This window comes from Rhizobium grahamii, from assembly GCF_009498215.1.
Classification (GTDB): domain Bacteria; phylum Pseudomonadota; class Alphaproteobacteria; order Rhizobiales; family Rhizobiaceae; genus Rhizobium; species Rhizobium grahamii_A.
Map to the genome: position 1 here is coordinate 2,747,602 of NZ_CP043498.1, position 26,853 is coordinate 2,774,454.

A 26,853-nucleotide genomic window follows, 5' to 3' on the forward strand; every position below is an offset into this window, starting at 1 on the left:
GCAGAGGCTATAAACCCGTTAACTGAGTGTCGCTCCAGACAAGAGAGCGACCATCGGCGGATTTGACTTCCAGCCGAGCGACGGGCGCGCGTTTGTCCCGGTCTACCAGCGAAGAGCGAGCCTCCCCATCCGTGAACAGGTAGTCTTCGCCCCACTGGCGGAGTGCGACGATGACGGGAAACAGACCGCGCCCTTTCGGCGTAAGGACGTATTCGCGGTACGCGCTTCCATCCGAGGCCGGAACGGTTTCGAAAATCCCTCGCTTCGTGAGGTCGCGCAATCGGGTCGACAGCACGCCCTTGCTGATGCCCAGCCCGTTCTGGAATTCGCCGAAACGACGCTTGCCGTCGAAAGCGTTGCGGATGATCAGGAGCGACCACCAGTCGCCGATGGCATCAAGAGAGCGCGCAACGGGGCAACCGACATTCCACAGGCTAACGCGTTTCACCATCGGCACCGATCTCCAATCTCAAATCTGGTTCTATCTTAGAACTGGATTTGAGATGAGCCAAGTGGTTTCAACGTCCAACGGAATTGACATCACGAGGAACTGACGATGGGCGAGAACACTGCAGATGCCGCAAATACAGTTGCTGCCCAAGGGCTGTCGAAAGCGCAAACGCTGATCATCGCCGCGGCAGCAGGCATGAGCGTGGCCAACATCTATTACGCCCAGCCCCTGCTCGATCTCATGGCGCATGAGATCGGCATTTCGTCTTCCAGCATCGGCCTTGTCGTCACGCTGACACAGGTCGGATACGGGCTGGGCTTGATCCTCATCGTCCCGATCGGCGATATCACCGACCGCCGAAAGCTCATCGTCATCCAGGGGCTGCTTTCGGCGATCGCTCTTGTCGTCGTTGCGACGGCTGGAGCGAAAACGATGCTGCTGGCTGGCATGGGCGCGGTCGGATTGCTGGCCGTTCTCGTTCAGATACTCGTAGCCCAGGCTGCGGCACTGGCGACGCCAGCTCAGCGCGGCAGCGTGGTCGGCACTGTCACCAGCGGCGTCGTAGCGGGCATCCTCGCAGCTCGATCCGTTGCCGGCACGATTGCCGATTTCGGCGGATGGCGCACGGTATATCTGACATCTGCGCTGCTCACGGTCGCGATGGTCTGTATCCTTGCGCGGGTGTTGCCGCGGCGAGCGGCAGAGCGTCAGCCGGACACCTATCTCAACGCTCTCCTCTCCGTTCCACGCACGTTCCTGAGTGAACCGGTTCTGCTCTTTCGAGGCATACTCGCGCTCCTGATCTTCGCATCCTTCAGCACGTTCTGGACCGCGCTGGTGCTTCCGCTCAGTGCACCACCATTCTCCTATTCCCATACCTTGATTGGTCTGTTCGGGCTGGTTGGACTGGCCGGGGCCATCGGAGCAACATGCGCTGGAAGACTTGCAGATAGAGGCCACGGCCGATCGACGACCGGAATTTCGCTAGCGCTCCTGCTGGCATCCTGGGGACTGATCGCTTTCCTCCCACTCTCCATTTCGGTGTTGTTGATCGGCGTGTTCCTGCTCGACCTGGCGGTCCAGGCCGTCCACGTGACCAACCTCAGCGTTATCGTGAACCTGCATCCGCAAAAGAGTGGTCGCCTGATTGGCGGCTACATGATCTTTTACTCGGTCGGTAGCGCCAGCGGCGCGATCGCCGCCACGGCAAGCTACGCGCGGTATGGCTGGCTGGGGATCTCGGTGCTGGGAGCAGCCTTCAGCGGCATTGCACTCGCGGTTTGGATCGCCAATCGCCTTTCAACGAGCGCCGATCGAACGGCTCGCTTGGTCGAATATCCCCACGGATGACGGCTTTTGAGCCGAAAGCCGACTTGGATCGGCGTCGGCTTCGCGCAATCGCTTGCGATGCCGGTGGTGAGCCAAGCGACAGTGCGTGAACCACGAGTTGTTAATGCACTGAAATGTCAGGAGCCGCTTGGCGGCCGAAGTGCCCGACATTGAGCTCCCGCCATCGGTTCGGCGTTATGCCTTCCCAGTCCCGGAAAGCGCGGTAGAAGGAGCTGGTGTCCTGATATCCCAAGAGGCAGGCCACCTCCCCGATCTCGGTCGACGGATCGGACAGTAGTTGCCGACCCAGTTCCTGGCGCGCCTCGATGAGAAGTTCCCGAAATGTCGTGCCTTCATCGGTGATCCGGCGCTGCAGGGTGCGCTCGCTCACTCCTATCTCGAACGCGACGTCGGACAGTTCCGGCCGGCCGCTGGCTAGTCTCCGCTTCAACACGATCTTCACCTGCTCGCGGATCGAACTGCGCGCCTGGATTTCGCCCAGCGCCGACGCAAGGGCGGGCGTGAGTAATTCCAGGAGTTCCGGATTGTGACCAGGAAACGGTCGATCCAGATCGGCGGACTTGAGAATCAGGGCGTTGCGGGATTGGCCATAGCGAATGGGACACCCGAAATATAGCCGATGCGCTTCGCTCTTCGGGTCCGCCCGCTGGAACTCCACGCGGACGGGCGTCAGCCGCTGCCCGGTGCCGCGTCGGCCCAATTCGACCAACGTGGCGAAGTCGACGTCGACGGCGATCGACGGCTCCGGTTCGGTAGCGTAGAGCCATTCGAACATAACCATGCATTCCTCACCTTCCTCGGAGAAGTGCAACTTCTCGGGTGTGCAGAGTCGCTTGAACCGCGCTATGCGCGACAGCCCGTCCCTGTAGTCGCGGGCATGAAAGGCGGCGAGGCTCGCGGGTGGGTGAACAGAAGTTTCGGCTGCTTCGACCAGCTTGATACCGAGGCCTGGGTCGGCCGTCAGTTCCTCCAATGACCGCCACAGGGCGAAGAACTGCGCGGTGCTCACTAGCCCTTGGCCGTTGAGGTGCAGTGTCGCGGGAAGGCGCGCCTGGCGCAGCAGCGCCGCCGGACGCACGCCGACATGTTCGACTGCGAGCCAGAACGCCCGAGGTATCTTGCACCTGTCTGCCGGCGCTCCACTCATGGCTTTCTCCCTATCCCATCTGGCTCATGATCACCCGGTCGAACAAGCGGTCGCCGAACCAGTTGCGGATCATGATCATGGGCTTCGCATACTTGCCCGCCACATACCGCGTACGCGGCTTTCTTGCAGCAACAGCCTTGGAGACGATGCCGGCAATGACAACCGGATCGGTGCCGCGGCCATGGCCATAGGCCTCCCGCGTCGACTTGGCGACTGCCTGCGTCACCTTCGCGTAAGGACCTTCGCCCGAACGCTTGAGAAGTCCGTCGGCGACCACGTCGCCGAATCCTGTCTCGATAAGACCGGGCTCAACCACCACGACCCGGATGCCCAACGGCGCAAGTTCGAGCCGCAGACTATCCGACCAGCCTTCGAGCGCGTGTTTGGTGGCGTGGTACCAAGCGCCAAGGAGAGTGTAAATCTTGCCGCCCATGGAGGTGATATTGACGATCGTGCCCGCTCCCCTTCTGCGCATCGCCGGAAGCAGCATCTGCGTCAGCCGTGCGGGACCGAACACATTCACCTCGAACTGATATCTAGCTTCATCAACATCGATGTCCTCCACGGGGCCATAGAGGCCGAATCCGGCATTGTTAACCAGCACGTCAACGCCCCCTGTTTGAGCGAGGATCGTTTCGACGGCGGCTCTGATTTCGTCTTCGTTCGAGATGTCCATGCGCAGGGGCGTGGCTCCCATCCGTGCAAGATCGTCCATCTTCTCGACCCGACGGGCGGCGACGTAAACTTTATAGCCATCCGAAATCAGGCGCTTGGCGATCGCCTTGCCCATGCCGGAGGATGCGCCGGTGACGAGCGCGGTCTTCTTTCTATTGTCAATCATCTCGATCTCTCTTTGTTGTGAGATGACCTTATGCCCCGTCCGGCGGTCGATCATTGACGAAGGATGCCAGAGCACTTGCAGAATACGCCAAACGTGCAGCGAATTCCCTTACTGAGCCAAGCCGTCCAATTCGCACTCGAAAAACGCCTAGGGCGATTTGTCGGGAGCGTGCCGCCGCCTTCACTCAGCGTTCGCGGTGATTCCAGTTCGTAGGGAATTAAATGCAAGGCACTGCGTGCCGTACACCAACCGCGGGCCTTGTTGTTGTCTGCGATTGAACGCAAGCACACGGCTCAAAGTCCTGGCTTCCAAGCTGATTGGCGGAATGTCTTCGATGGCCGGACGCTGACATTGATCGGCGGCCGCTTCGCGCCATGGGGGGCATTAGCGTCGGGTCGCCCGTGCGGTTTCCCGCGTGAGTAACGCCGAAGCGTCGTCTGCCTTCCGGGAGTTCCTATAGGCTGGGATCAGCAATGATGCGATCAGGGGAAGCTCAGGTCCAAACCGAGCATCCTGCCAAGGAAAAAGGCGAAGATCACCACGCATAGCAGCGATAACACAAAGACGGCGGCCATCTTGCCGCCCGTGCGTAGCACCGCGCCCCGATCCCCATTCTCCGCTTTGTCGTAATGCCACTTGATGGCGAAGTACATGCCCGCGCCCAGCACGAGAACCTTGAAGGTAACGAAGACTACAGGAATCCAATCCATAATAATGACCCTCAGTGCATCGGTTGCGCACCTTATGATCCTATTTTGGGCAAACGCATACCACCACTTATGCAACGCTGATATGTAGTCGCAGGTGAGGTTCGTGGCCCCGTATCGTTTGGTTCGGGCATGACCGCTTAGGGCCAGTAGGCGGCCTGCGTACAGCACCACACAAAAATCGGGAAATACTCAGTGGGGACGAGACAATGGATGATTTTCATACGAAACGCATGCTCGTTGAATTCCTGAGAAAGCACAACTTGGCGGTAATCGCGACCTGCCACCGTAATGGAAAACCGGAGGCTGCTACGATCGACTTCTCGGTGCGCGACAATCTTGAGGTGGTGTTCAGTACATTCGAGGAGACGCGAAAGTTCGACAATCTCGCGGAGCGCCCCGGCGTCGCCTTCGTAGTCGGATGGAACGACAACATCACGGTTCAATACGAGGGTGAGGCAACAAGAGTTTCTGCCGCGGATATCGAACAATACCAGGAGGCGTATCTCAACAGCCTTCCGGCCGCCAGGGAGTTCATCGAGAGAGGGGCCGTGATGTTCAAAGCGACGCCGCGATGGATTCGATATTCCGATTTCAACCAGGAGCCTCCCGAACTGATCGAGATTCAATTCTGAAAAACGCAGGCACCATGCGCGTTACGACGAGTCGTTTGGGTCGCTCATATGCGTGCGAGTGGTGATGAGGGCTAATTGCCGCGATGGTATTAGGCCGCCGTCCGCTTTGGACCGAAAGAACACCAGCAGCCGACCACTTTGCGCCAATTCTGGACATTGATTTTTCAGGTCCCGTTTCATTCATCGCGCGGGTAAGCAGGCAAATCGGTAGCCCCATCACCGAATACTGTTCAGATCTGACAATCGCCAAGCCCAAGTTCTCTACGTCACGATTTCCAACAGTTCCTTAGTTGACCAGCTCGACTTGGCCTCCTTAAAGAGGTCTGGTTCACCTAACTCGACTGCGAGACGATCTAACTCTTCCCATGTCTGCCTCCTTCCTCGTTCCATTTCAGCATATGAAATGGTGTAGCTTAAGCTTAAGATTGGCTGCAGACGTGGCTTTAGCCCAGGGATAATCGCCGTCTTTTCACCCTGCACTTCAAGATGCCGCCGACGTGCTCCCTTGATCAAACTGAGGTCGTTACTGATTTTTTCAGGATCATTCATCAGCCGTCTCGTTGCAGGAGCCCCAAATAAGATTCGCATTGGAACAGATATCATCCAGCCAGGACTGTGAACTTTCCCCGCGAGTTCATGGCGCAGAAAGGACGTAATTCCGTTACTTACAAGTGACACGCGCTCCGCCGGAGCAGGATAAAGGACGTGTTCCACGTAAATAGACTCGACCAGCCTTCCAACAGCGATACCCATGCTATTGAGAGCCTTCTCAAGTTTCGACTGCCCCGTATAAAACGGTCGATAGATCATCCCGATTTTTTCGCCATAAGTAATGAGGGTCATCATCACCTTAGCACCGTAAAAATCGGCCCAGTACTCGACAGATCTACTTTCAGCTTTGTCTCTATCTTTTCTATCACAATGCTTGTGAACAAGGTGTGCGATCTCGTGGCCGATGATAAGCAGGTGAAAGTGAAGCTTGTCGGGCGTATCGATCACCTCCTCTGCCATTTCATTCGGAATCACAATGCGAGCGTTACTTCCGCTGCCCCGAACACATGGATAGTTAGCAGCCTCCACGCAGATCTTTATTGAAGGCCCTGTAAATGGATAAAAAAAATTTCGGAAATCAGCAGCTGCGGCACGGGCCAGCTTTTCGCCAGTCAGTATTTCCTGGGGCATATTGTCTTCTCTTGAGCGGAACTTGGTTTTCTTCGCAGGTTTTTGGTTCAGATAGCTTCTACGATCATACTTGGAGATTTGGATTTCTGCCACTCAGCGGACACTAGTAATGACGTGCCCGCTTCGCGTAATCAGTATGGCTGGCTGCAGCCGGCTTACAGCTAGCCGCCTTATTGCTAGCAGCGAGGCTTCCATGCAACCTCATGCCCGCTTAGGGCCGATAGCCGACCTTGCCGTATGCGATGGGATAACTCTAATTTGCGATGCCTAGTTTAAGCCGGAGACCCATTTGAGCGACACGTTGATTTATGCCGCAGGTCCGTTTGTCGTATTGTTTTTCGTGTTGCTCGTAGCAAGCCCATTTGCTTTGGTTTTTCATTATCTGATCGCCCTGGCCGAGCGCCGGATCGGTCGCAACTCAGCGGTTGCGATCTATTGCACAGAAGCGATCGGATTATTCCTTTGGGTCAAATGGTACCTGGATGACCAATCCGAAGCTTTCGATGCGGGGATGTACGACGGCCCTGTCGGTTTCGCTGCCGGTATGATCGGGGGCTTCGTCATGTTTTTCGCCGGAATGCTTGTCATCCTCAACGGCGTTGGGCTCTGGCGGCTGTTGCGCTCCACCGCGCAACGCTGAGGCGCGGTGGATCAACATCCGCGCCAATAAGAAGGGCCGCTCGAAGCGGCCCCATCCATTGCATCGATGTCAGTCGCTTACCGCGGCAGAACCGTCGAACCCATCAGGGCTTCGTCGATCGCGCGAGCAGCCTGGCGGCCTTCACGGATTGCCCAGACCACCAGCGACTGGCCGCGGCGTACGTCGCCTGCCGTCCAGAACTTGTCGACCGAGGTCTTGTAGTCCTTGTCGTTGGCAACGACGTTGGTCGAGCCGCGACGGTCGGTGTTGAGCGTGAGCTTGCCGTCGAGTTCCTTCAGAACGCTGTCCTTGAACGGGCCGCTGAAACCGATCGCGATGAAGGCGAGATCAGCCTTGATGATGAACTCCGTGCCGGCGATCGGCTTGCGGCGCTCGTCGACTTCGCAGCACTTGACGCCGGTCAGCACGCCATCTTCGCCGACGAACTCGAGCGTTGCGACCTGGAACTCGCGGATGGCGCCTTCGGCCTGCGAGGACGAGGTGCGCATCTTGGTTGCCCAGAACGGCCAGACGGCGAGCTTGTCTTCCTTCTCCGGCGGCTGCGGGCGAATGTCGAGCTGCGTGACCTTCACCGCACCCTGACGGAACGCCGTGCCGACGCAGTCCGACGCGGTATCGCCACCGCCGACGACGACGACATGCTTGGCGCCTGCCAGGATCGGATCGGACGCCCAGCCGACGCTGTCGATGTTTTCGCGGCCGACACGCTTGTTCTGCTGCACGAGATAAGGCATCGCGTCGTGAACACCTGACAGTTCGACGCCCGGGATGCCGGCTTCGCGCGGCGTTTCCGAACCACCGCAATAGAGCACAGCATCGTGGTCGGCGAGCAGCTGCTCGACCTTCACGTCGACGCCGATGTTGACGCCATAGTGGAAGGTGACGCCCTCGCCCTTCATCTGCTCGACGCGGCGATCGATGAAGTTCTTTTCCATCTTGAAGTCGGGGATGCCATAGCGCAGCAGGCCGCCGGCCTTGCTTTCGCGTTCGTACAGATGGACCTCGTGACCTGCACGACCGAGCTGCTGGGCAGCTGCCATGCCGGCCGGGCCGGAACCGATGATCGCCACCTTCTTGCCGGTGTGAACCGTTGCCGGCTGCGGCCGGATGAAGCCGAGTTCATAGGCCTTGTCGGCAATCGCCTGCTCGACCGTCTTGATCGCAACCGGCGTGTCTTCGAGATTCAGCGTGCAGGCTTCCTCGCAAGGCGCCGGGCAGACGCGACCGGTGAACTCAGGGAAGTTGTTGGTGGAATGCAGGTTGTGGATCGCCGCTTCCCAGTTGTTGTTGTAAACGAGATCGTTCCAATCCGGGATCTGGTTATGAACCGGGCAGCCGGTCGGACCATGACAATAGGGGATGCCACAGTCCATGCAGCGGGCTGCCTGTTTCTGCACTTCCGGGTCCGACATCGGGATTGTGAATTCGCGGAAATGCCGGATGCGATCCGACGCCGGCTGATACTTCGCTACCTGCCGGTCGATTTCCAGAAACCCTGTGACCTTACCCATATTTTCGTCCCTTACACTCATGACCGCCTCGCCTGCGGCCAGTTGTCCATCATCAGCCTCGACAAGGGAGGCAAGTTGCTTCTTTCGACCGTCATTGAGATATCCCTTGGGTGCCATCCACGTGTCTGCGCTGCCTGAGGCTGCTGCCGATCCGTGGGTCATTGAGATATTTCGGTCATCCGCCGCGCCGACATTTCGCCGGCGCAACGGAAGTAAGCGTATTTACTCCGCCGCAATTCCCATGCGGGCGCGTTCCATCTCCTCGAGCGCACGGCGGTACTCGACCGGCATGACCTTGCGGAACTTCGGACGGTAGTCGGCCCAGTTGTCCAGGATCTGCTTGGCGCGGGTGGAACCCGTGTAGTGCAGATGGTTGGAGATCAACTGGTAGAGGCGCTCCTCGTCGTGGCGCGTCATGTCACCGGAGACGTCGACGCGTCCCTTGTGGGCAAGATCGCCACCGTGATGATGCAGCTTCTCGAGCATGTCATCCTCTTCCGGAACCGGCTCAAGTTCGACCATCGCCATGTTGCAGCGCTTGGCGAAATCGCCAACCTCGTCCAGCACGTAAGCGACGCCACCGGACATGCCGGCCGCGAAGTTACGACCCGTTTGGCCGAGAACGACCACCACACCGCCCGTCATGTATTCGCAGCCGTGGTCGCCCACGCCTTCGACGATGGCAATCGCACCCGAGTTGCGGACCGCGAAGCGCTCGCCCGCGACACCGCGGAAGTAGCACTCGCCTTCGGTCGCACCGTAGAGAACCGTGTTGCCGACGATGATCGACTCTTCCGCGACGATTTTCGCATTTTCCGGCGGCCGGACGATGATCTTGCCGCCCGAAAGGCCCTTGCCGACATAGTCGTTGCCGTCACCGATCAGGTTGAAGGTGATGCCGCGAGCCAGGAAGGCGCCGAACGACTGGCCGGCCGTACCCTTGAGCGTCACGTTGATCGTGTCTTCCTTGAGGCCACGGTGGTTGTAGCGCTTCGCAACTTCACCAGAGAGCATCGCGCCGGCAGAGCGGTCGACATTCTTGATGTCGACTTCGAAGGACACAGGCGTCTTCGAAGACAATGCCGGCTCGGCTTCCGCGATCAGCTTGCGATCGAGAATGTCGTCGATCGGGTGCTTCTGGCGGGTTGTCCAGTAGGTTGCCTCCTTCGGCGCCTCGACCTTGTGGAAGATGCGACTGAAGTCGAGACCCTTGGACTTCCAGTGCGCCAGCATCTCATCCTTCTCGAGCAGTTCCGAAGCGCCGATGATCTCATCGAACTTGGTGAAGCCGAGCGACGCCAGGATCTCGCGCACTTCGTTGGCGACGAAGAAGAAGTAGTTGATGACATGCTCCGGCGTGCCCTTGAAGCGCTTGCGCAGAACAGGGTCCTGCGTGGCAACGCCCACGGGGCAGGTGTTCAGATGGCACTTGCGCATCATGATGCAGCCGGCGGCGATGACGGGCGCGGTTGCGAAGCCGAACTCGTCGGCGCCGAGCAGCGCGCCGATGATGACGTCGCGGCCGGTCTTCAGGCCACCATCGACCTGCAGGGCGATGCGCGAACGAAGGCCATTCAGCACCAGCGTCTGCTGCGTTTCGGCAAGGCCGATTTCCCACGGCGAACCGGCATGCTTCAGCGAGGTGAGCGGCGATGCGCCGGTGCCGCCGTCGAAGCCGGAGACCGTGATGTGGTCGGCGCGCGCCTTGGCAACGCCGGCGGCAACCGTGCCGACACCGACTTCGGAGACGAGCTTGACCGAGACATCGGACGACGGGTTGACGTTCTTCAGGTCGTAGATCAGCTGAGCCAGATCTTCGATCGAGTAGATGTCGTGGTGCGGCGGCGGCGAAATCAGGCCGACACCCGGCGTCGAGTGACGGGTCTTGGCGACCGTCGCATCAACCTTGTGACCGGGCAGCTGGCCGCCCTCGCCGGGCTTGGCGCCCTGCGCGACCTTGATCTGCAGCATGTCGGCATTGACCAGATATTCGGTCGTGACGCCGAAGCGGCCGGAGGCGATCTGCTTGATCGCCGAACGCTCGGGGTTTGCCGATCCATCCGGCAGCGGGAAGTAGCGATCGCTCTCTTCGCCGCCCTCGCCGGTGTTCGACTTGCCGCCAATCTTGTTCATCGCGATCGCCAGCGTCGTATGCGCCTCACGGCTGATCGAGCCGAACGACATGGCGCCGGTCGAGAAGCGCTTGACGATATCCACGGCCGGCTCGACTTCATCGAGCGCGACCGGCTTGCGACCGATCTGCTCAGCAGTCTTGATCTTGAACAGGCCGCGAATGGTGTTCATGCGCAGCGCTGAGTCATTCACCATCTCGGCGAACTCGCGATAACGATCCTCGGAGTTGCCGCGAACGGCGTGCTGCAGCGTGGCCACCGCATCCGGTGTCCAGGCATGGCTTTCGCCGCGCATGCGGTAGGCATATTCGCCGCCGATATCGAGCGTGGTCGCCAGCAGCGGATCCTTGCCGAAGGCAGAGGTGTGGCGGGCAACGGTCTCTTCGGCGATTGCCGTGAGATCGACGCCCTCGATCATCGTCGCGGTGCCGAAGAAGTACTTGTCGACCAGCTCCTGCTGCAGGCCGATCGCGTCGAAGATCTGACCGCCGCAATAGGACTGATAGGTCGAGATGCCCATCTTCGACATGACCTTGAGGATGCCCTTACCGACCGCCTTGATGTAGCGGTAGACGACTTCGGAGGCGTCCACTTCCTTCGGGAACTCGCCCTTGGCATGCATGTCGAGCAGCGTGTCGAACGCGAGGTAAGGGTTGATCGCTTCGGCGCCATAGCCCGCGAGCAGGCAGAAGTGATGCACTTCGCGCGGCTCGCCGGTCTCGACGACGAGGCCAACCGAGGTGCGCAGACCCTTGCGGATCAGGTGGTGGTGCACGGCAGCCGTCGCGAGCAGCGCCGGGATCGCGATACGGTCCGGTCCGATCTGGCGGTCGGAGAGAACGATGATGTTGTAGCCGCCCTTGACCGCCGCTTCCGCACGCTCACAGAGGCGATCAAGCATCTCGGGCATGCCTTCGGCGCCACGCTCGACATCATAGGTGAAGTCGAGCGTCTTGGTGTCGAAGCGGTCTTCCGTGTGACCGATCGAGCGGATCTTTTCGAGATCGCCGTTGGTCAGGATCGGCTGACGCACTTCCAGGCGCTTGGCGTTCGCCATGCCGGTGTGGTCGAGAATGTTCGGACGCGGCCCGATGAAGGACACCAGGCTCATGACCAGCTCTTCGCGGATCGGGTCGATCGGCGGGTTGGTGACCTGCGCGAAGTTCTGCTTGAAATAGGTGTAGAGCAGCTTCGACTTCTCGGACATCGCCGAGATCGGCGTATCGGTGCCCATAGAGCCCACGGCTTCCTGGCCCGTCGTCGCCATCGGCGACATCAGAATCTTGGTGTCTTCGGTGGTGTAACCGAAGGCCTGCTGGCGGTTGAGCAGCGACACGTCGCGGCGCAGCGCGCGCGGTTCGACCGGCTTCAGGTCCTCAAGGATCAGCTGCGTGCGATCCAGCCAGTTGCGGTAGGGATGCTTGGTCGCAAGTTCTGTCTTCAGCTCCTCGTCGGAGATGATCTTGCCTTGCTCCATGTCGATGAGCAGCATCTTGCCCGGCTGCAGGCGCCACTTCTTGACGATGTCCTCCTCGGCCACCGGCAGCGTGCCGGCTTCCGAAGCGAGAATGACGCGGTCGTCGGAGGTGACGAGATAGCGGGCCGGACGCAGACCGTTGCGGTCGAGCGTCGCGCCGATCTGCTTGCCATCGGTGAAGGCAACGGCCGCCGGCCCATCCCACGGCTCCATCAGGGCGGCGTGATATTCGTAGAACGCCTTGCGATCGGCAGCCATCGACTGGTTGCCAGCCCAGGCTTCCGGGATCAGCATCATCACGGCATGCGCCATGGAGTAGCCGCCGCGCACGAGGAACTCGAGCGCGTTGTCGAAGCAGGCCGTATCCGACTGACCTTCGTAGGAGATCGGCCAGAGCTTCGAGATGTCCTCGCCGAAGAGCGGCGAAGACACGGACGCCTGGCGTGCCGCCATCCAGTTGACGTTGGAGCGCAGCGTGTTGATTTCGCCGTTGTGGGCGACCATGCGGTATGGGTGCGCCAGCTTCCACGATGGGAAGGTGTTGGTCGAGAAGCGCTGGTGCACGAGGGCAACCGCGCTTTCGAAACGCGGATCCGACAGGTCCTTGTAATAGGCGCCGACCTGATAAGCCAGGAACATGCCCTTGTAGACGATCGTCGCCGACGACAGCGACACCGGGTAGAAGTGGCTCTCCTCGCCATCGAACTCGTCATAGATGCGGTTCGAGATCACCTTGCGCAGCGTGAAGAGGCGGCGTTCGAATTCATCGGTCGTCGCGGCGTTCTCGCCGGCGCCGATGAAGATCTGACAGTGATGCGGTTCGGTCGCGGCGATATCCGGCGCCTTGGAGAGCGACGAATTGTCGACCGGCACATCGCGGAAGCCAAGCAGAACCTGACCTTCCTCGGCGATGACGTCGTGCATCACCTTCTTGAAATGCTCGATCTGCTTTTCGTCGCGCGGCATGAAGATATGACCGACGCCGTACTCGCCGGCCTTCGGCAGGGTGATGCCCTGCTTGGCCATTTCCTCGCGGAAGAAACGGTCCGGGATCTGCACGAGGATACCCGCACCATCGCCCATCAGCGGATCGGCGCCGACAGCACCGCGGTGCGTCAGGTTCTCGAGAATGAAAAGACCGTCGCGAACGATCTGGTGCGACTTCTGGCCCTTCATGTGGGCGACAAAGCCGACGCCGCAGGCATCGTGCTCGTTGCGCGGGTCGTAGAGCCCCTGCTTTTGCGGCAGGCCGGAGGCGAATTTACGCGTATTGGCCGTCGCGCTAGCCGTTGCTGCTGCGAACTGGTCAAAACCCGTGGATGGCGTCTTCGTCATCATTCCCTCCTGTCAGAGCCCGCGGGGCTGCGGGCGGCTTCTTGTCATGCGCCGTCCCTGATCCTAGGTTCGACGCGTGACAGCGCTGTTGCACTAATTCGAAGATCCGGTCGCCGGCGGCAGGCTTTCCAGGGAAAGCAACCGTTGCGCTACCGCGCCTGCCATCCGCCTCCGCACGCGGGCATTTGCCCGCTTTTGAAGAACTATAGCGTGAAACCCCACGAGTGTAAGGTTTTTTGGCGCCTCTTCGGCCGTCGCGGCCAAAATAGGACAGCAACCCTGTCCTAATTCCATTGATCTATGCCAGAAACATCCTGCCTGCGCAAGAGTGCAGATTCAAAAAATCGGCGATTTGTGATACAATGTTGCGCTATATAGCTATCATCGCGAAACAAAATTACGAGTTTACGCACTATTTTGTTTATTGATTGCCGAGGTCAATTTTTGTGATGGATTCCACGCTGCCTCTTTGACCGGCGGGGGCGATGGCGTAAGGTCGCCGCCCAAACCTCATCCTCATCATATCTCATCCGGTCTCTTTTCCATGTATTTTGCATCCGACAACTGGGCAGGCGCCCATCGTTCCATCGCCGAACGCCTGCTCAAGGAATCCGACGGCTTTGCCGCGGCCTATGGCGCAAGCGATCTCGATCGACGTGTCGAGCGGCGCTTCGCCGAAATCTTCGAGCGCGAGGTGACCGTCCTTTTCGTCGGGACCGGCACGGCGGCGAACTCGCTGTCGCTGGCAAGCGTCCAGCGTCCGGGCGGCATCACCTTCTGCCATTCGGAAGCACATGTGATTGCCGACGAATGCGGCGCTCCCGACTTCTTCAGTGGCGCCCGCCTCATCGGCGTTCCTGGCCTCGAAGGAAAGATCGATCCGGAAAAGCTCAAGGAGAAAATTGCAGCTTTCCCGCAGACGGCCATTCAGCACGGACGCGCAACGGCAGTGACGATCACCCAGGCGACGGAAGCCGGAACGGTCTACAGCCTGTCCGAGATCGACGAGATCGCCGAGATCGCAAGGAAGGACAAGCTGCCTCTTCATATGGACGGCGCTCGCTTTGCCAACGCCCTTGTCTCCCTCGGCGTCAGCCCGGCCGAGATGACGTGGAAGCGCGGCATCGACATGCTGTCCTTCGGTGGGACGAAGAACGGCTGCTGGTGCGCGGAAGCGATCATCTTCTTCAATCCGGATAAGGCGACGGAAATGCCATTCATCCGCAAGCGCGCAGCCCAGCTATTCTCGAAGTCGCGCTTCATCGCGGCCCAGTTCGACGCCTATCTCGAAAATGATCTCTGGCTCGATCTTGCCCGCCATGCGAACAGCATGTCCGATCGCCTGCGATCCGGCATCAAGGCAAGCAACGCATCTCGCCTCGCATGGCCAACCTCGGCCAATGAAGTCTTCGCCGTCATTCCGAAAAGTGCCGCGAAAACGGCAGAGGAAGAGGGCGCCAAGTTCTATGCCTGGCCGGTACCGCCGGCAACGCCCGATCTCGTCGGGCCAGACGAAACGCTGGTCCGGCTGGTCACCAGCTTTGCCACCAGCGAGGCAGATGTCGAAAGTTTCCTTGGCTGCCTCGCGGGCTGAGATATCGGGCTCAGTTTTGATGGCCCGTGACGGCGGATTGCGGCTTGCCGCTATCCGCCGTTGTCCCGTCGTGGCCCGCCACGACGATCAGCATCACACAGGCAACCAGCCCGGATACGAAGAGTACACCATACGTCATCGGTCCGTTCTCCTTGCCCCGAAGATCGACCATGGGATGAGCGACACTAGGCCCGAACCTAACCAGATACCTAAGTGATACGGTTGAGGGCGTATTAAGATGGTAAGCGGGCGATTAACTTTTAAATGAGACTACGAACGAAAATTGCGCGAAGAAGAAGCCTTGTTGCGCTAATCTGCCGCACGCACCGCCGTTAACTAGCCGCAACGCCGAGGCTGCGCTACCACAAGCCCCGATACCGGAAGACGACAATGGAAATCCGCCCCGAACAGCCGAATGACACCGCCGCGATCCGCGAGATCACAAAGGCGGCCTTCGCGCCGATGGCGTACAGCAGTCAGACAGAGGCGGAAATCGTCGACGCTCTGCGCAGGGCGGATGTCCTGACAATCTCGCTCGTCGCAGTCGACGATGGCAGCATCGTCGGACACGTCGCCTTCTCGCCCGTCACGATCGATGGCCGAGAAATGGGCTGGTATGGCCTTGGCCCGGTCTCCGTCCGGCCCGACCGCCAGAAGGAGGGCATCGGCGGAAAGCTCATTCGGCATGGCCTGTCGCAGCTGAAGAAGATGGGTGCAATGGGCTGTGTCGTTCTCGGCGATCCCGGCTACTACCAGCGCTTCGGCTTCGAGAACGACGATGCCTTGATCTTCGAGGGCGTGCCTGCGGAGTATTTCATGCGGCTAAGGTTCGGCGGTCCTCTGCCGGCTGGAAAGGTCAATTACCACGACGGCTTCAACGCCACCTAGTCCGAGGCGGGCTCCTCGCGAGCTCAAGGCGTCACCGCGCCCCGCGCCTCACGCGCTGGACCCCAGTCGACGTACCTTGCCGAGGATATCTTCCGACAGCGCCGACACCAGCGTTTGATCAGCCCCCTTGCGTGGCACCAGCACGAATTCCACGTCCTCGAGGATGGGAAGCCTGTCGCGTCCGATCTCCTTCAGGCCCGATGGCGCCATGCTGCGCGGCTGCACCAGCACACCCATCCCCGCCCGCGCTGCCGCCGTCAGCCCGCTGAGACTGCCGCAAGTGCAAACGATCCGCCAGGCGATCTGGCTTCGCCCCAGCGCTTCGAGCGCAATGCTGCGGGTCACACTCGGCGGCGGAAAGGCGATCAGCGGCAAAGGCCCGCCACTCAGCACATGATCCGGATCGCGCGCCAGCCAGACCAGCGGTTCGCGATAGACCAGCCGGCCGCGCGCATCGCCCAGCCGGCGCTTCGCCAACACGAGATCGATCTCGCCATTGTCCTGCATCTCGTAAAGCGTCCCCGACAGCGCCACCGTCAGCTCCAGATCGACCGATGGGTGAGAGCGAACGAAATCCTCGAGCACCGCCGGAAGCTGGCTGGTCACGAAGTCTTCCGAAACGCCGAGCCGCAGATTGCCGCGCAGGTTCTGCCCCTTGAATTGCGACTGCACCTGCGCTTCGATCGCCAACATCGCCCGCGCATGGCTGAGCAGCGCTTCCCCGTCCGTCGTCAAAACCACCTTGTGGGTATCGCGGGCCAGCAACCGCCGTCCAACCACGCTTTCCAGCCGCTGGATGTGCTGACTGACGGTCGATTGGCCAAGGCCCAACCGCTCGGCGGCGAGCGTGAAACTGCCCATCTGCTCGACGGCCACGAAACTGCGCAACTGTGTCAGGTCAAGCATAACCTATCCGGAAGTATGATAACTGTTATTCCTTGCATCGCGTATCATAATGGAAGAAATACCAATTATCTACTGATCCCGATGAGTTACGCCATGCGCCGCTTTTTGCCCGATACGTTCACGATCCTTCTGGTCTGCACTGTCATCATAGCCTCGATCCTGCCCGCTCAAGGCACGTTCGCAGGCTATTTCGGCATAGCGACGAACCTCGCTGTTGCCCTCCTTTTCTTCCTGCACGGCGCGCGCCTGTCGCGTGATGTCGTGATTGCCGGCCTGCTGCACTGGCGGCTGCATCTCGCCATCCTGCTGACGACCTTCGGGCTTTTCCCCATCCTCGGCCTCGGCCTCGGTTTCGTGCCGGACTGGATCCTGCCGAAGCCGCTTTATCTCGGCATCCTCTATCTCTGCGTTCTGCCCTCGACGGTGCAGTCATCGATCGCCTTTACGTCGATCGCGGGCGGCAACGTACCAGCCGCCATCTGCTCCGCATCGGCATCGAACATCTTCGGCATGTTCCTGACGCCGCTGCTCGTCGGACTGCTCTTCTCGGTCGGCGGTCATGGCGGCTTTTCCTGGGACGTGCTCGGCCAGATCCTCCTGCAACTGCTACTGCCCTTCATTGTCGGCCAGGCACTGCAGCCATGGATCGGCAAGTGGATCCGCTCGAAGAAGACGCTGCTGATGCCCGTCGACCGCGGCTCGATCCTGATGGTCGTCTATCTTGCCTTCAGCAAGGCAGTCGTCGAGGGGCTTTGGCACACCTTCTCGATCGGCGACATCGCAGCAGTCATCATCGCCGACATGGTTTTGCTTGCGCTCGTCCTCTGCTTCACGATGTTTGGCAGCCGTCTCCTCGGTTTCGACAAGGCTGATGAGATCACCATCACCTTCTGCGGCTCGAAGAAGAGCCTGGCGAGCGGCGCACCGATGGCAAGCGTCATCTTTGCCGGCCAGTCGGTCGGCGCAATCGTCCTGCCACTGATGCTGTTTCACCAGATCCAGCTGATGGTCTGCGCCGTGATCGCCCAGAAATATGCAACGAAGCACGCTCATCGCATCACCGAAGAGGAAGGCGAGGAAGCGACAAGCCCGGCCTGACAGCGGACACGAAAAAAGCGGCGCTCAACGAGCGCCGCCTGCATGATTGGCCTTGGAAGGACCGATTAGTTGGTGACCTGCGCCTCGATCGACTTCGGCGCGCTGACCGGCTCGGCCGCAATCGCGATCTTGCGCGGCTTCATGGCTTCCGGAATGCTGCGAAGCAGGTCGATGTGGAGCAGACCGTTCTTCAGAGAAGCGGCGGTGACCTCGACATGGTCGGCAAGCTGGAAGCGGCGTTCGAAGGCGCGCTTGGCAATGCCGCGATAGAGGAACTCGCTACCTTCAGCTTTTTCTTCGCTCTTCTCACCCTTGATGGTCAGAGCGTGAGCCTGCGACTCGATGGAAATCTCGGTTTCATCGAAGCCGGCGACGGCCATGGTGATGCGATAGGTGTTCTCGCCGGTACGCTCGATGTTGTAAGGCGGATAGGTCTGGCCCTGGTCAGGCTGACCGAGACTGTCGAGCATGGTGAAGAGGCGGTCGAAACCGACGGTGGAACGGTAAAGGGGAGAGAAGTCTACGTGACGCATGATGTCCTCCTGAGGAAGCGACGTGTTGCGATAAATGCCCCTGAAACCCCTTGATCGGCAGCTTCGGGACGGTTCCGCAGGCCCGTTTGGCGCCTGCAGGAATGAGATGGGGATGGCTTTTCTGCAGTTCAAGACCCGGCCGAAATGATGGCCGCCAGCTTGCGTGAACCGCATATGAACGCATGGTTCGGAAGCCGTTCAGGAGGAAGAGAATAGGAATAGTGCCATCGGGTAACACTGTCCCGCTGGCTGAAGTGTATCGTCCCTTCGTCTTCAGCCCGATCTCCGGCCGGCATTGCGGAACGCCAGTCCCGCATGCCGGTCTTTTTCTTTTGCGACCGGCTGTCCTAAGGCATTCGGGGAGATTGAACGGCATATTAGTTCATGCTTCAATGGCGACTTCACGATCAGCCATGGAGATACCGATGCCGACGGATATCTGGAAGGCCCGCGTCGCACGTCGCGGAAAGGATCTGCTTGCCCCCTCGCTTGTTGCTATCGCCCTTCTCGGCGCGGGTGCGACGGCCGCCCATGCGGAAACGATCGCCGTATCACCTGTTGCCAAGGCCGGCGAAGGCATCACCATCCAGCAGGCTCTGGACAAAGCCCAACCCGGCGACACGATCGTGCTTGCGCCCGGCACCTATCTTCAGGACTTCCGGTCTGTCCGCGATGGCCAAAGCGGCCGACCTATCGTCATCAAAGGCAGCCGCAGCAGCATCGTCAGCGGCGGCGGGCAGCCGCGCGTCATCGAGATCAATCACAGCTACATCGAGCTGCGCGGCTTTACCGTCGACGGCCATTTCGAAGCGGCAAACACCAAGGGCAGCTATCGCGACAAGCTGATCTACGTGATCGGCAACCAGCCGGGTCGCGGTCCGAACGGGCTTAGGATCCTGAACATGGATATCCGGAACGCGGGCGGCGAATGCGTCCGGATGCGATACCAGGCGCGAAACAACGAGATCGCCTATTCCAGGATCACCTCCTGCGGCCACGCTGATTTCAAGTTCAAGGACGGCGGCAAGAATGGCGAGGGCATCTACATCGGCACCGCCCCCGAACAGCTCGGACAGCGCGGCGCCCCCGATCGCGCGGTCGATCATTCCGACAATAATCACATCCACGACAACACCATCAACACCGCCGGCAACGAGTGCGTCGACATCAAGGAAGGCTCAAGCGGCAACATTGTCGAACGCAACAGCTGCACCGGCCAGAAGGATAAGGAATCCGGCGGCTTCGATTCCCGTGGCAACGCCAACGTCTTCCGGAACAATACGGTGTTCAACGTTCGCGGCACCGGCGTGCGCCTCGGCGGCGATGGCCCGAAGGATGGCTTGATGAACGACGTCTACGGCAACACCTTCCGCAACGTCGGCGTTGGCCTCGTGCGCGCCCAAAGGGCGCCCCAGGGCAAGATCTGCGGCAACATCTCGCAGAACAACAAGAAGGTCGCCGTCAACGACATCGGCAAGGCGCTCGATCCGACCGGCCCCTGCGATGGCCCGAGAGCGACGGCGGACGGCCGCACCAAGGTCGCCGCCCAGCCGAAGGAGACGGCAAGCCGCGAGAGGCCCGAGAAGAAGGCCGACAAGCCGTCGAGTGGCTTGATCAAGGACGGCCCCGCGCTCTCCTGCCGTTCGGCTGTCGCCGGCTGCATCGTCGGCCGCATCGAAGGCGACGCACGCAACCGTATCAAGATCTTCGACGCCAGCGATGTCGATCTGCGCGGACACCACCTGATCCTGGCGACAGCCACAGGCCGCGACGGCAAGGTGATCGCGGTGAAGTCGCTTGCCGGAAAGGTAGTTCGGGTGGAATATGCCGGGATCGAGGAGAAGAAATTCTCCGGTGCCCGGATCGTCGAGGTGATGGATCAATGATCGACGTGCGGCGACCACGGTCACACGCGACCGTGGACCGCGGGCGCTTTTTTGTTTGATTTGACACGCCGATCCCCTATCCGCTTTACTCGATATCCGAATCCCGTGACGGACGCTCAATCAGCAATGGACCAGGTCCTTTATTCGACACCCGACAATCCGGCTCCCGAGAACCGCACCGAGGGTTTCTTCGAGACCCACGACGGATTAAAGCTGCGCTACGCCGTTTTCCGTTCCAGCACGCCGGTTGCCAAGGGAACGGTGGTGCTACTGCACGGGCGTAACGAATATATCGAGAAGTATTTCGAGACGATCCGCGATCTGACGGCCAAGGGTCTCTGGGTCGCCACCTTCGACCTGCGCGGTCAGGGCGCTTCACAACGGCTGCTGAAGAAAGCCCATCTCGGGCATGTCAGGCGCTTCGTCGATTACGAGCATGATCTGGATACCTTCCTCGAGAAGATCGTCCTGCCCGATACCCGCCTGCCCTTCTACATCCTCGCCCATTCGACCGGTGCGCTGGTGGCGCTTTCGGCAGCGCCCTTCCTGTCGACGCGTATCGACCGAATGGTGCTGACGGCGCCTTTCATCGGCCTTTCAGGACAGGCCGCCTCGCCGGGCACGATCCGGCGCCTGGCGACGCTCGCCTGCTCGCTCGGCTTCGGTTCTTTTCCGCTCACACGGAAAATCAAGGAATCGCCGTTTCGGGACAATCCGCTGACGTCCGACGAGGTCCGCTTCGAGCGAAACGCCGCGATCGCCGCAGCCCATCCGGAACTCGTGCTGGGCCCGCCGACCGCGCGCTGGCTGCTCGAAGCCTTCAACACGATCGATCGGGTGACGTCACCCAACCACCTGTTCTCGATTACCATCCCTACGGTTGTGATCGCGCCGACGCGCGATGCGATCGTCCCCTATATCGCCCAGGAACGGCTGTCGCGTTACTTCCGCGCGGGCCAGCTGGTGCCGATCAACGGCGCGCGTCATGAGGTGCTGCACGAGCGCGACGTCTATCGACAGGCTGCACTTGCCGCATTCCACGCCTTCATTCCCGGCAGCGATGCCGAAGAGACGGAAGACGTGGAAGGCTTCGGCACCTGAGCTTCCGATCGCTTTCGTCCTCAGGCGACGTTCGCCCAGCGGACGCTCTCTTCGTCCTCGCCACCGACCTTGAATTGCCCAATAAGCTCGAAGAGCGACTGCGCCTCTGACGCCAGTCGCCGGCTCGCGGCAGCCGTTTCCTCGACCATCGCCGCGTTTCGCTGCGTGTCCTGATCCATCGACAGCACGACGTCGTTGATCTGGGCAAGGTTCGATGATTGCTCCTTCGCCGCATCGATGATGCCGGAGACGTTGCCGCGGACCTGCACGACCTGCTCCGCGATCGTCTCCAGGGCCGCCCCCGTGCGGCCGACCAGCAGAACGCCATCGCGGACGAACTGTTCGGAATCGGCAATCAGCGCCTTTATCTCCTTGGCGGCCAGCGCCGAACGCTGTGCCAGCGCACGAACCTCCTGCGCCACGACGGCAAAGCCCTTGCCGGATTCGCCGGCCCGCGCGGCTTCGACGCCGGCATTCAAGGCGAGCAGGTTGGTCTGGAAGGCAATCTCGTCGATGACGCCGACGATGCCCGAAATACGCGACGAGGAGTTCTCGATGTTCGACATCGCCGCAACGGTCGCACGAACGACCTCGGCCGAGTCCTGCGCGTTCCGCGACGTCTGCTCGACAAGCACGCCCGCATCGGCTGCGCGGCGGGCGGAGTCAGAGACCGTCGAGGAAATTTCCGTCACCGCCGACGACGTCTCCTCGACGCAGGCAGCCTGGGTCTCGGTGCGCTGCGCAAGATCGTCGGAGGCGATGCGGATATCCTCGGATCCGGCCGCAATCAGCGTCGCGTTCTCAGCGATCGCGCGCATCGCGGCGCGAAGGCGTCCGATCGATGCATTGTAATCCGTCCGGAGCTTGTCGAGAGCTGACGTGAACGGTCGGTCGATCGTCCGCTCGAGGTCGCCTTCGGCCATCGCCTGCAGGCCGCTACCGAGCTCGTTGACGGCCCTCACCCGCTCGGTCACGTCGGTCGCGAACTTCACGACCTTACAGACCTTGCCGTTCATGTCGAAGATCGGATTGTAGGAGGCCTGGATGAACACCGTTCTCCCGCCCTTGCCGACCCGCATGAACTCATCGGAAGCAAAATTGCCCGCGGCCAGGCTCGGCCAGAACTGCTTGTATTCACGCGACGCCACATAGCGCGGATCGCAGAACATCGAGTGATGCTGCCCCCGGATCTCCTCCAGCGTGTAACCGAGCGTTGCCAGAAAGTTGTCATTGGCGGTCAGTATCCGTCCATCCGGCGAGAATTCGATAGTCGCCTGCACGCGCGAGATTGCATCGAGCTTGCCGGCGTCCTCGGCGCTCTTCAGTTTGATCGCGGTGATGTCGGTGGCAAGCTTCACCACCTTGTAGGGCACCCCACCCCGGAGAACCGGATTGTAGGAGGCCTCGATCCAGACCTCGCGACCACCCTTGCCGATCCGCTTGTATTGCCGCCGGTCGAAGTGCCCCTGCCCCAGCCGCTGCCAGAATTCGCGGTAATCAGCGCTTCCCGCTTCCGCCGGCTCGACGAAAATCCTGTGGTGCTGCCCGACGATCTCTTCGAGCGAATAGCCCATAGCCTGGCAGAAATTGCCGTTCGCATTCAGTATCTTGCCGGTCAGGTCGAATTCGATGATGGCCTGCGAACGATTGACCGCATCAAGAATGGCCTTCGCATCGGCGCCGGCGGTGATAGGAAGGAACGACACTGAAAAATTCCTTTTGACGTAAGCTGCGGATTGGCGAGACACCTGTGCCGCAATCCCTTGAAATGCGCAAAGAAATTACAGCGAAATATTGAATCTTTGCTTACGCGCAAAGCTGCACCAGCATTCAGCCCGGGGTAGAAGTCCACCACCCCCGCAAAGCGCAACCGGAACGACACACACCCAGAAAAACAAAGCCGCGCAGCTAAGATAGCCCCAAAACAGGTGCTATAAACCTATCGATTGAGGATCGCGACAGCCTGCTCATAGACAGCGCGGCTACCGGCGGCGATGATCGAACCGCCCATCTCGGGACGCCCGCCATCCCAGGTCGTGATGATCCCGCCGGCCTTCTCGATGACGGGAATGATGCCGCCGACGTCGTAAGGCTTCAGGCTGTTCTCGATGACGAGATCGACATGGCCGGCCGCCAGCAGCGCGTAGGCGTAGCAGTCGGTTCCGTAGCGGAACAGTCTCACCTGCCCCTCGATCTCGCGATAACGATCCATCTCGTCGCCGGCAAACAAATGCGGAGAAGTGGTAAACAGGATGGCATTCGAAAGCACGCCGCAATCGCGCACCTGCAGGCGGCGCTCGCCTTCCGGCCCCTTGTAGAAGGAACCGCTGGCATCCGCGAAATAGCGCTCGCCCGTGAAGGGCTGCTCGATCATGCCCATGATCGTCCTGCCGTTTTGCTGCAGGCCGATCAGCGTTCCCCACACGGGGACGCCTGAAATGAAGGCGCGGGTACCATCGATCGGATCGATGACCCATACGAATTCACGGTCGAGACCAACACTGCCGTGCTCCTCACCGAGGATACCATGATCGGGAAAGTGCTCCTCGATCAGTGTGCGGATGGCAACCTCGGCCGCGCGATCTCCCTCCGTCACCGGGTCAAAACCGCCGGAGAGCTTGTTCACGACGTCAAGGCCGGAACGAAAACGCGGCAATGTCTCGGCCTTGGCTGCTTCCGCCAGGCGATTGAAAAACGAACGATCAGGAAGCATGGCAAAATCCGTGTGATTGGCGGCGCAATGGCGCTTTTCTTAGCGGAAATACGGGCAGTTGCAAACGCGAGCGGCAGTTTTTAGCCGACTGCCCATTATTTCATCAAGCTAAAATGCTGCTTGACATTTGTGCAGTGCAGCAGTAGCCTCCAATTACAGTCTTCTGACTGTAAATACCCTCCTTGGGTGTTTCCTCCCTAGACTTGGACCGCCGAAAGGCGGTCTTTTTTTGGGGTACGAAAGGTAGCTGCTGCTATTCGGCGGCGAGCGCGCTGTCGCCGGCGAACTGGGCGACATAATCCGCCATCTGCCGCATGAACGACGTGATCGCAGCCGCAATGAGCGGAAAGTCCGCCCGCTTCTCAAGCGTCACCTCGTCGACATAGATCGACCGGTTGACCTCGATCTGCAGCGCATGCAGCCCGCGGGACGGGCGCCCGTAGTGCTCGGTGATGAACCCGCCGGCATATGGCTTGTTGCGGATCGCGTTGAAGCCGAGTTCCTCGAAGATGCCGACGGCGGTGCGGGAAAGCTCCGCGGATGCGCTGGTCCCATAGCGATCGCCGATGATGACATCAGGCCGCACCGACGCACCGGCGACGCGGACATTACCCGGCATGGAATGGCAGTCGATCAGCACGCCGAAGCCGAACTGCACATGCGTTCGGGCAATCAGTCGCCGCAGTGCAGCATGATATGGCTTGTAGACCGCCTCGATGCGATCGAGCCCCTCCTGCACCGGCAGGCGGCGCGAATAGATTTCCATGTTCTCGGCAACGATCCGCGGAATGGTCCCGAGGCCGCCGGCAACCCTGAGCGAATTGATGTTCGCATAAGACGGCAGCAGCCCGTCGAACATGCGCGGATCAAGCTCATAGGGCTCACGGTTGACGTCGAGATAGGCGCGCGGGAAATTGGCAAGCAGCAGGGGGGCGCCAAGCGCGCTCGCCTCGCCGAACAGTTCGTCCACATAATGATCTTCGGAACGGCGGATTGCCATGCCCTGGAGACGCGACTGGGCAATGAACTCCGGCGGATAGATGCGCCCGCTGTGCGGTGAGTTATAGACGAAGGGAATGGTGTGCGATTGAGGCTCCCGGACCTCGAAAAGCGCATATTCGGGGATTTCGCGCACCTTTTTCCCTCTTAACCATGCCCGGAATGACTGCTTCGGCCATGTTGCCAGTTGCCGGCCTTCAAGTCCATACTATCTCATGGGGATGACAGCCCCTACGAGCCGTTCACCGGTTGTTTACTGGGCAAAACCTAGTGTAGATGACTGGAGCCCCATGCAAAATTTCACTGATCAGCGGTCTGGATAATGACTCAGAAGATACTTCTTGCAGAAGACGACAATGACATGCGTCGCTTCCTTGTAAAAGCGCTTGAAAAGGCGGGTTACAAGGTTCTCTCTTACGACAATGGTGCGAGCGCCTACGACAGGCTTCGCGAAGAGCCGTTTTCGCTTCTGCTGACCGACATCGTCATGCCCGAGATGGACGGGATAGAGCTGGCGCGCCGCGCCACCGAGCTCGATCCCGACCTCAAGGTCATGTTCATCACCGGATTCGCGGCCGTCGCTTTGAACCCTGATTCGAAGGCGCCGAAGGATGCGAAGGTCCTTTCCAAGCCTTTCCACCTTCGCGACCTCGTCGACGAAGTGAACAAAATGCTTGCTGCGTAGGCGTTCGCGCGGCGCGTGTCACAAATCTGAAAAAGGCCTATTGACGGCCAAATAGGTTTGTGGTCTATGCGCCGACATCGGATGGGCGTGTAGCTCAGCGGGAGAGCACTACGTTGACATCGTAGGGGTCACAGGTTCAATCCCTGTCACGCCCACCATTCGAATTCAAAGGCTTAGCGAGAAATCGCTGAGCCTTTTTGATTTCCGGGTGCCAAGCCCGGCCCGTCCAGCCAACACTTTTTGGGCTCAGAACAACTCGCTATCTGGCGGCATCAATCCAGCACGGCGGCAGGCCTTGGAGGCGCCGGCAGAGGTCCAGAGTTGGCGGTTGCCATCGTCGTCACTGGATTGGCTTAGAGAAAGCATCGCTGCTTTCACCTGTGGTTCGATCCGCAAGCAACAGCTCCAAAGCCTTGTGTTCCGGACCAGCCGGCCGGTCGCTCAGGAACGATGGTACAAGCCTTATTGTCTCATGGCCTCCCGAGGAGGGGTTCCCACGGTGAATGACGACCTCTGTATTCGTGAGGTCATCGATACCGAGATACCACCTGTCCCCATTTGCACTACACGCAAATTCTCTTAGATTTTCCACGTTTGTGCTCCTTCGCCCACCTGTTGACTTAGTTCGGTCGCCCGAAACTTCCCGGGTAGCCATGCTTGAGATAGTAGGATGACAAGATCCCGATTGCCTTACTCAACACGAGTTCGGAACTCTCTCCCGAGCCTCGAGCAATTTCGAAACGATGATCCTTCAATAAAAGCTCGACCTCGTGGATCTTTTTCTCGAAACCGAAATCTTTGACCGCCGCAGCAGCTTTCGCCCCAAACTTTAGATGCGCAAGCAATCGCTCGAGAACGTCGAGTCGCTCTTGTTCCGACATTTCATCAATTGTGGGCTGTGGGCTCATGGTACCAGCTCCGGCTTCGGGGGAGGAGAGATGTCCGATGAGCGGTCCATAAAGGACTGAACTATCCGCCGAGCATAGGTCCAGTCTTGCTAGATGGCGTTAAGGAGGGGTTT

The 26,853-nt window shown here is 60.0% G+C and carries 23 protein-coding genes and 1 tRNA gene; 10 read left to right on the plus strand and 14 right to left on the minus strand.

What is annotated here, in order from left to right; translation table 11 throughout:
* Positions 1-7: 7 nt before the first annotated feature.
* On the minus strand, positions 8-451 hold the full coding sequence (locus FZ934_RS13310; protein ID WP_153271452.1) for a winged helix-turn-helix transcriptional regulator: 444 nt from the start codon (positions 449-451) through the stop codon (positions 8-10).
* 105 nt (positions 452-556) lie between these two features.
* Between FZ934_RS13310 and FZ934_RS13315 the strand changes: the two genes are divergently transcribed.
* Entirely contained in the window at positions 557-1,801 is a 1,245-nt protein-coding gene (locus FZ934_RS13315; RefSeq protein ID WP_153271453.1) for an MFS transporter, read from the plus strand.
* Between the two features lie 100 nt (positions 1,802-1,901).
* On the opposite strand, the gene FZ934_RS13320 is transcribed toward FZ934_RS13315, so the two are convergent.
* From FZ934_RS13320 to FZ934_RS13330, 3 genes are all read right to left on the minus strand, one after another.
* Positions 1,902-2,948: an AraC family transcriptional regulator gene (locus tag FZ934_RS13320; protein WP_153271454.1), complete on the minus strand. Its 1,047-nt coding sequence runs from the start codon at positions 2,946-2,948 to the stop codon at positions 1,902-1,904.
* A gap of 10 nt (positions 2,949-2,958) precedes the next feature.
* Positions 2,959-3,789 (minus strand): oxidoreductase, encoded by an 831-nt coding sequence (locus FZ934_RS13325; protein ID WP_153271455.1) that lies wholly within the window; start codon positions 3,787-3,789, stop codon positions 2,959-2,961.
* A 482-nt stretch (positions 3,790-4,271) separates the two neighbouring features.
* Positions 4,272-4,499: a hypothetical protein gene (locus tag FZ934_RS13330; protein WP_194273712.1), complete on the minus strand. Its 228-nt coding sequence runs from the start codon at positions 4,497-4,499 to the stop codon at positions 4,272-4,274.
* 206 nt (positions 4,500-4,705) lie between these two features.
* On the opposite strand from FZ934_RS13330, the gene FZ934_RS13335 reads away from it, so the two are divergent.
* Positions 4,706-5,131, plus strand: a complete 426-nt coding sequence (locus FZ934_RS13335) for a pyridoxamine 5'-phosphate oxidase family protein (RefSeq protein ID WP_153271456.1) — start codon at positions 4,706-4,708, stop codon at positions 5,129-5,131.
* Positions 5,132-5,392: 261 nt separating this feature from the next.
* Here FZ934_RS13335 and FZ934_RS13340 read toward each other — a convergent pair whose 3' ends face one another.
* Positions 5,393-6,406: a hypothetical protein gene (locus tag FZ934_RS13340; RefSeq protein ID WP_153271457.1), complete on the minus strand. Its 1,014-nt coding sequence runs from the start codon at positions 6,404-6,406 to the stop codon at positions 5,393-5,395.
* A gap of 196 nt (positions 6,407-6,602) precedes the next feature.
* Between FZ934_RS13340 and FZ934_RS13345 the strand changes: the two genes are divergently transcribed.
* Positions 6,603-6,953, plus strand: a complete 351-nt coding sequence (locus FZ934_RS13345) for a hypothetical protein (protein ID WP_153271458.1) — start codon at positions 6,603-6,605, stop codon at positions 6,951-6,953.
* 77 nt (positions 6,954-7,030) lie between these two features.
* Here FZ934_RS13345 and FZ934_RS13350 read toward each other — a convergent pair whose 3' ends face one another.
* Both FZ934_RS13350 and gltB read right to left on the minus strand, forming a co-directional pair.
* A complete protein-coding gene (locus tag FZ934_RS13350; RefSeq protein WP_153272457.1) occupies positions 7,031-8,485 on the minus strand; it encodes a glutamate synthase subunit beta in 1,455 nt (484 codons plus the stop codon).
* Between the two features lie 222 nt (positions 8,486-8,707).
* A complete protein-coding gene (gene gltB / locus FZ934_RS13355) occupies positions 8,708-13,432 on the minus strand; it encodes a glutamate synthase large subunit (protein ID WP_194273713.1) in 4,725 nt (1,574 codons plus the stop codon).
* Between the two features lie 541 nt (positions 13,433-13,973).
* Between gltB and FZ934_RS13360 the strand changes: the two genes are divergently transcribed.
* Positions 13,974-15,023 (plus strand): threonine aldolase family protein, encoded by a 1,050-nt coding sequence (locus FZ934_RS13360; RefSeq protein WP_153271460.1) that lies wholly within the window; start codon positions 13,974-13,976, stop codon positions 15,021-15,023.
* Positions 15,024-15,033: 10 nt separating this feature from the next.
* Here the strand turns inward: FZ934_RS13360 and FZ934_RS28430 are convergent, their stop codons facing one another.
* Positions 15,034-15,162 (minus strand): hypothetical protein, encoded by a 129-nt coding sequence (locus FZ934_RS28430; RefSeq protein ID WP_281409913.1) that lies wholly within the window; start codon positions 15,160-15,162, stop codon positions 15,034-15,036.
* Between the two features lie 251 nt (positions 15,163-15,413).
* Here FZ934_RS28430 and FZ934_RS13365 point away from each other — a divergent pair, with 251 nt between their 5' ends.
* Positions 15,414-15,911, plus strand: a complete 498-nt coding sequence (locus FZ934_RS13365; RefSeq protein WP_153271461.1) for a GNAT family N-acetyltransferase — start codon at positions 15,414-15,416, stop codon at positions 15,909-15,911.
* Positions 15,912-15,959: 48 nt separating this feature from the next.
* Here FZ934_RS13365 and FZ934_RS13370 read toward each other — a convergent pair whose 3' ends face one another.
* On the minus strand, positions 15,960-16,817 hold the full coding sequence (locus tag FZ934_RS13370; RefSeq protein WP_153271462.1) for a LysR substrate-binding domain-containing protein: 858 nt from the start codon (positions 16,815-16,817) through the stop codon (positions 15,960-15,962).
* A gap of 93 nt (positions 16,818-16,910) precedes the next feature.
* Here FZ934_RS13370 and FZ934_RS13375 point away from each other — a divergent pair, with 93 nt between their 5' ends.
* A complete protein-coding gene (locus FZ934_RS13375; RefSeq protein ID WP_153271463.1) occupies positions 16,911-17,915 on the plus strand; it encodes a bile acid:sodium symporter family protein in 1,005 nt (334 codons plus the stop codon).
* Between the two features lie 65 nt (positions 17,916-17,980).
* Here the strand turns inward: FZ934_RS13375 and FZ934_RS13380 are convergent, their stop codons facing one another.
* Positions 17,981-18,448 (minus strand): Hsp20 family protein, encoded by a 468-nt coding sequence (locus tag FZ934_RS13380; protein WP_153271464.1) that lies wholly within the window; start codon positions 18,446-18,448, stop codon positions 17,981-17,983.
* A 425-nt stretch (positions 18,449-18,873) separates the two neighbouring features.
* Here FZ934_RS13380 and FZ934_RS13385 point away from each other — a divergent pair, with 425 nt between their 5' ends.
* On the plus strand, positions 18,874-20,334 hold the full coding sequence (locus tag FZ934_RS13385) for a right-handed parallel beta-helix repeat-containing protein (RefSeq protein WP_153271465.1): 1,461 nt from the start codon (positions 18,874-18,876) through the stop codon (positions 20,332-20,334).
* Between the two features lie 126 nt (positions 20,335-20,460).
* A complete protein-coding gene (locus FZ934_RS13390) occupies positions 20,461-21,435 on the plus strand; it encodes an alpha/beta fold hydrolase (RefSeq protein WP_153271466.1) in 975 nt (324 codons plus the stop codon).
* A 20-nt stretch (positions 21,436-21,455) separates the two neighbouring features.
* Here the strand turns inward: FZ934_RS13390 and FZ934_RS13395 are convergent, their stop codons facing one another.
* From FZ934_RS13395 to FZ934_RS13405, 3 genes are all read right to left on the minus strand, one after another.
* Positions 21,456-23,141, minus strand: coding sequence for a methyl-accepting chemotaxis protein (locus tag FZ934_RS13395; protein ID WP_153271467.1), 1,686 nt, complete (start codon positions 23,139-23,141; stop codon positions 21,456-21,458).
* Between the two features lie 233 nt (positions 23,142-23,374).
* A complete protein-coding gene (gene hisN / locus FZ934_RS13400) occupies positions 23,375-24,148 on the minus strand; it encodes a histidinol-phosphatase (RefSeq protein WP_153271468.1) in 774 nt (257 codons plus the stop codon).
* Positions 24,149-24,401: 253 nt separating this feature from the next.
* The gene (locus FZ934_RS13405) at positions 24,402-25,283 is read right to left on the minus strand and encodes an N-formylglutamate amidohydrolase (RefSeq protein ID WP_153271469.1); all 882 of its coding nucleotides are present in this window, start codon (positions 25,281-25,283) and stop codon (positions 24,402-24,404) included.
* 186 nt (positions 25,284-25,469) lie between these two features.
* Here FZ934_RS13405 and cpdR1 point away from each other — a divergent pair, with 186 nt between their 5' ends.
* On the plus strand, positions 25,470-25,832 hold the full coding sequence (cpdR1, locus tag FZ934_RS13410; protein WP_003542883.1) for a response regulator CpdR1: 363 nt from the start codon (positions 25,470-25,472) through the stop codon (positions 25,830-25,832).
* Between the two features lie 83 nt (positions 25,833-25,915).
* A tRNA-Val gene (locus tag FZ934_RS13415) sits at positions 25,916-25,990 on the plus strand.
* Between the two features lie 462 nt (positions 25,991-26,452).
* Here the strand turns inward: FZ934_RS13415 and FZ934_RS13420 are convergent.
* Positions 26,453-26,740 carry a hypothetical protein gene (locus FZ934_RS13420; protein WP_153271470.1) on the minus strand — a complete coding sequence of 96 codons (288 nt, stop codon included), beginning with the start codon at positions 26,738-26,740 and terminating at the stop codon, positions 26,453-26,455.
* Between the last annotated feature and the right edge of the window lie 113 nt (positions 26,741-26,853).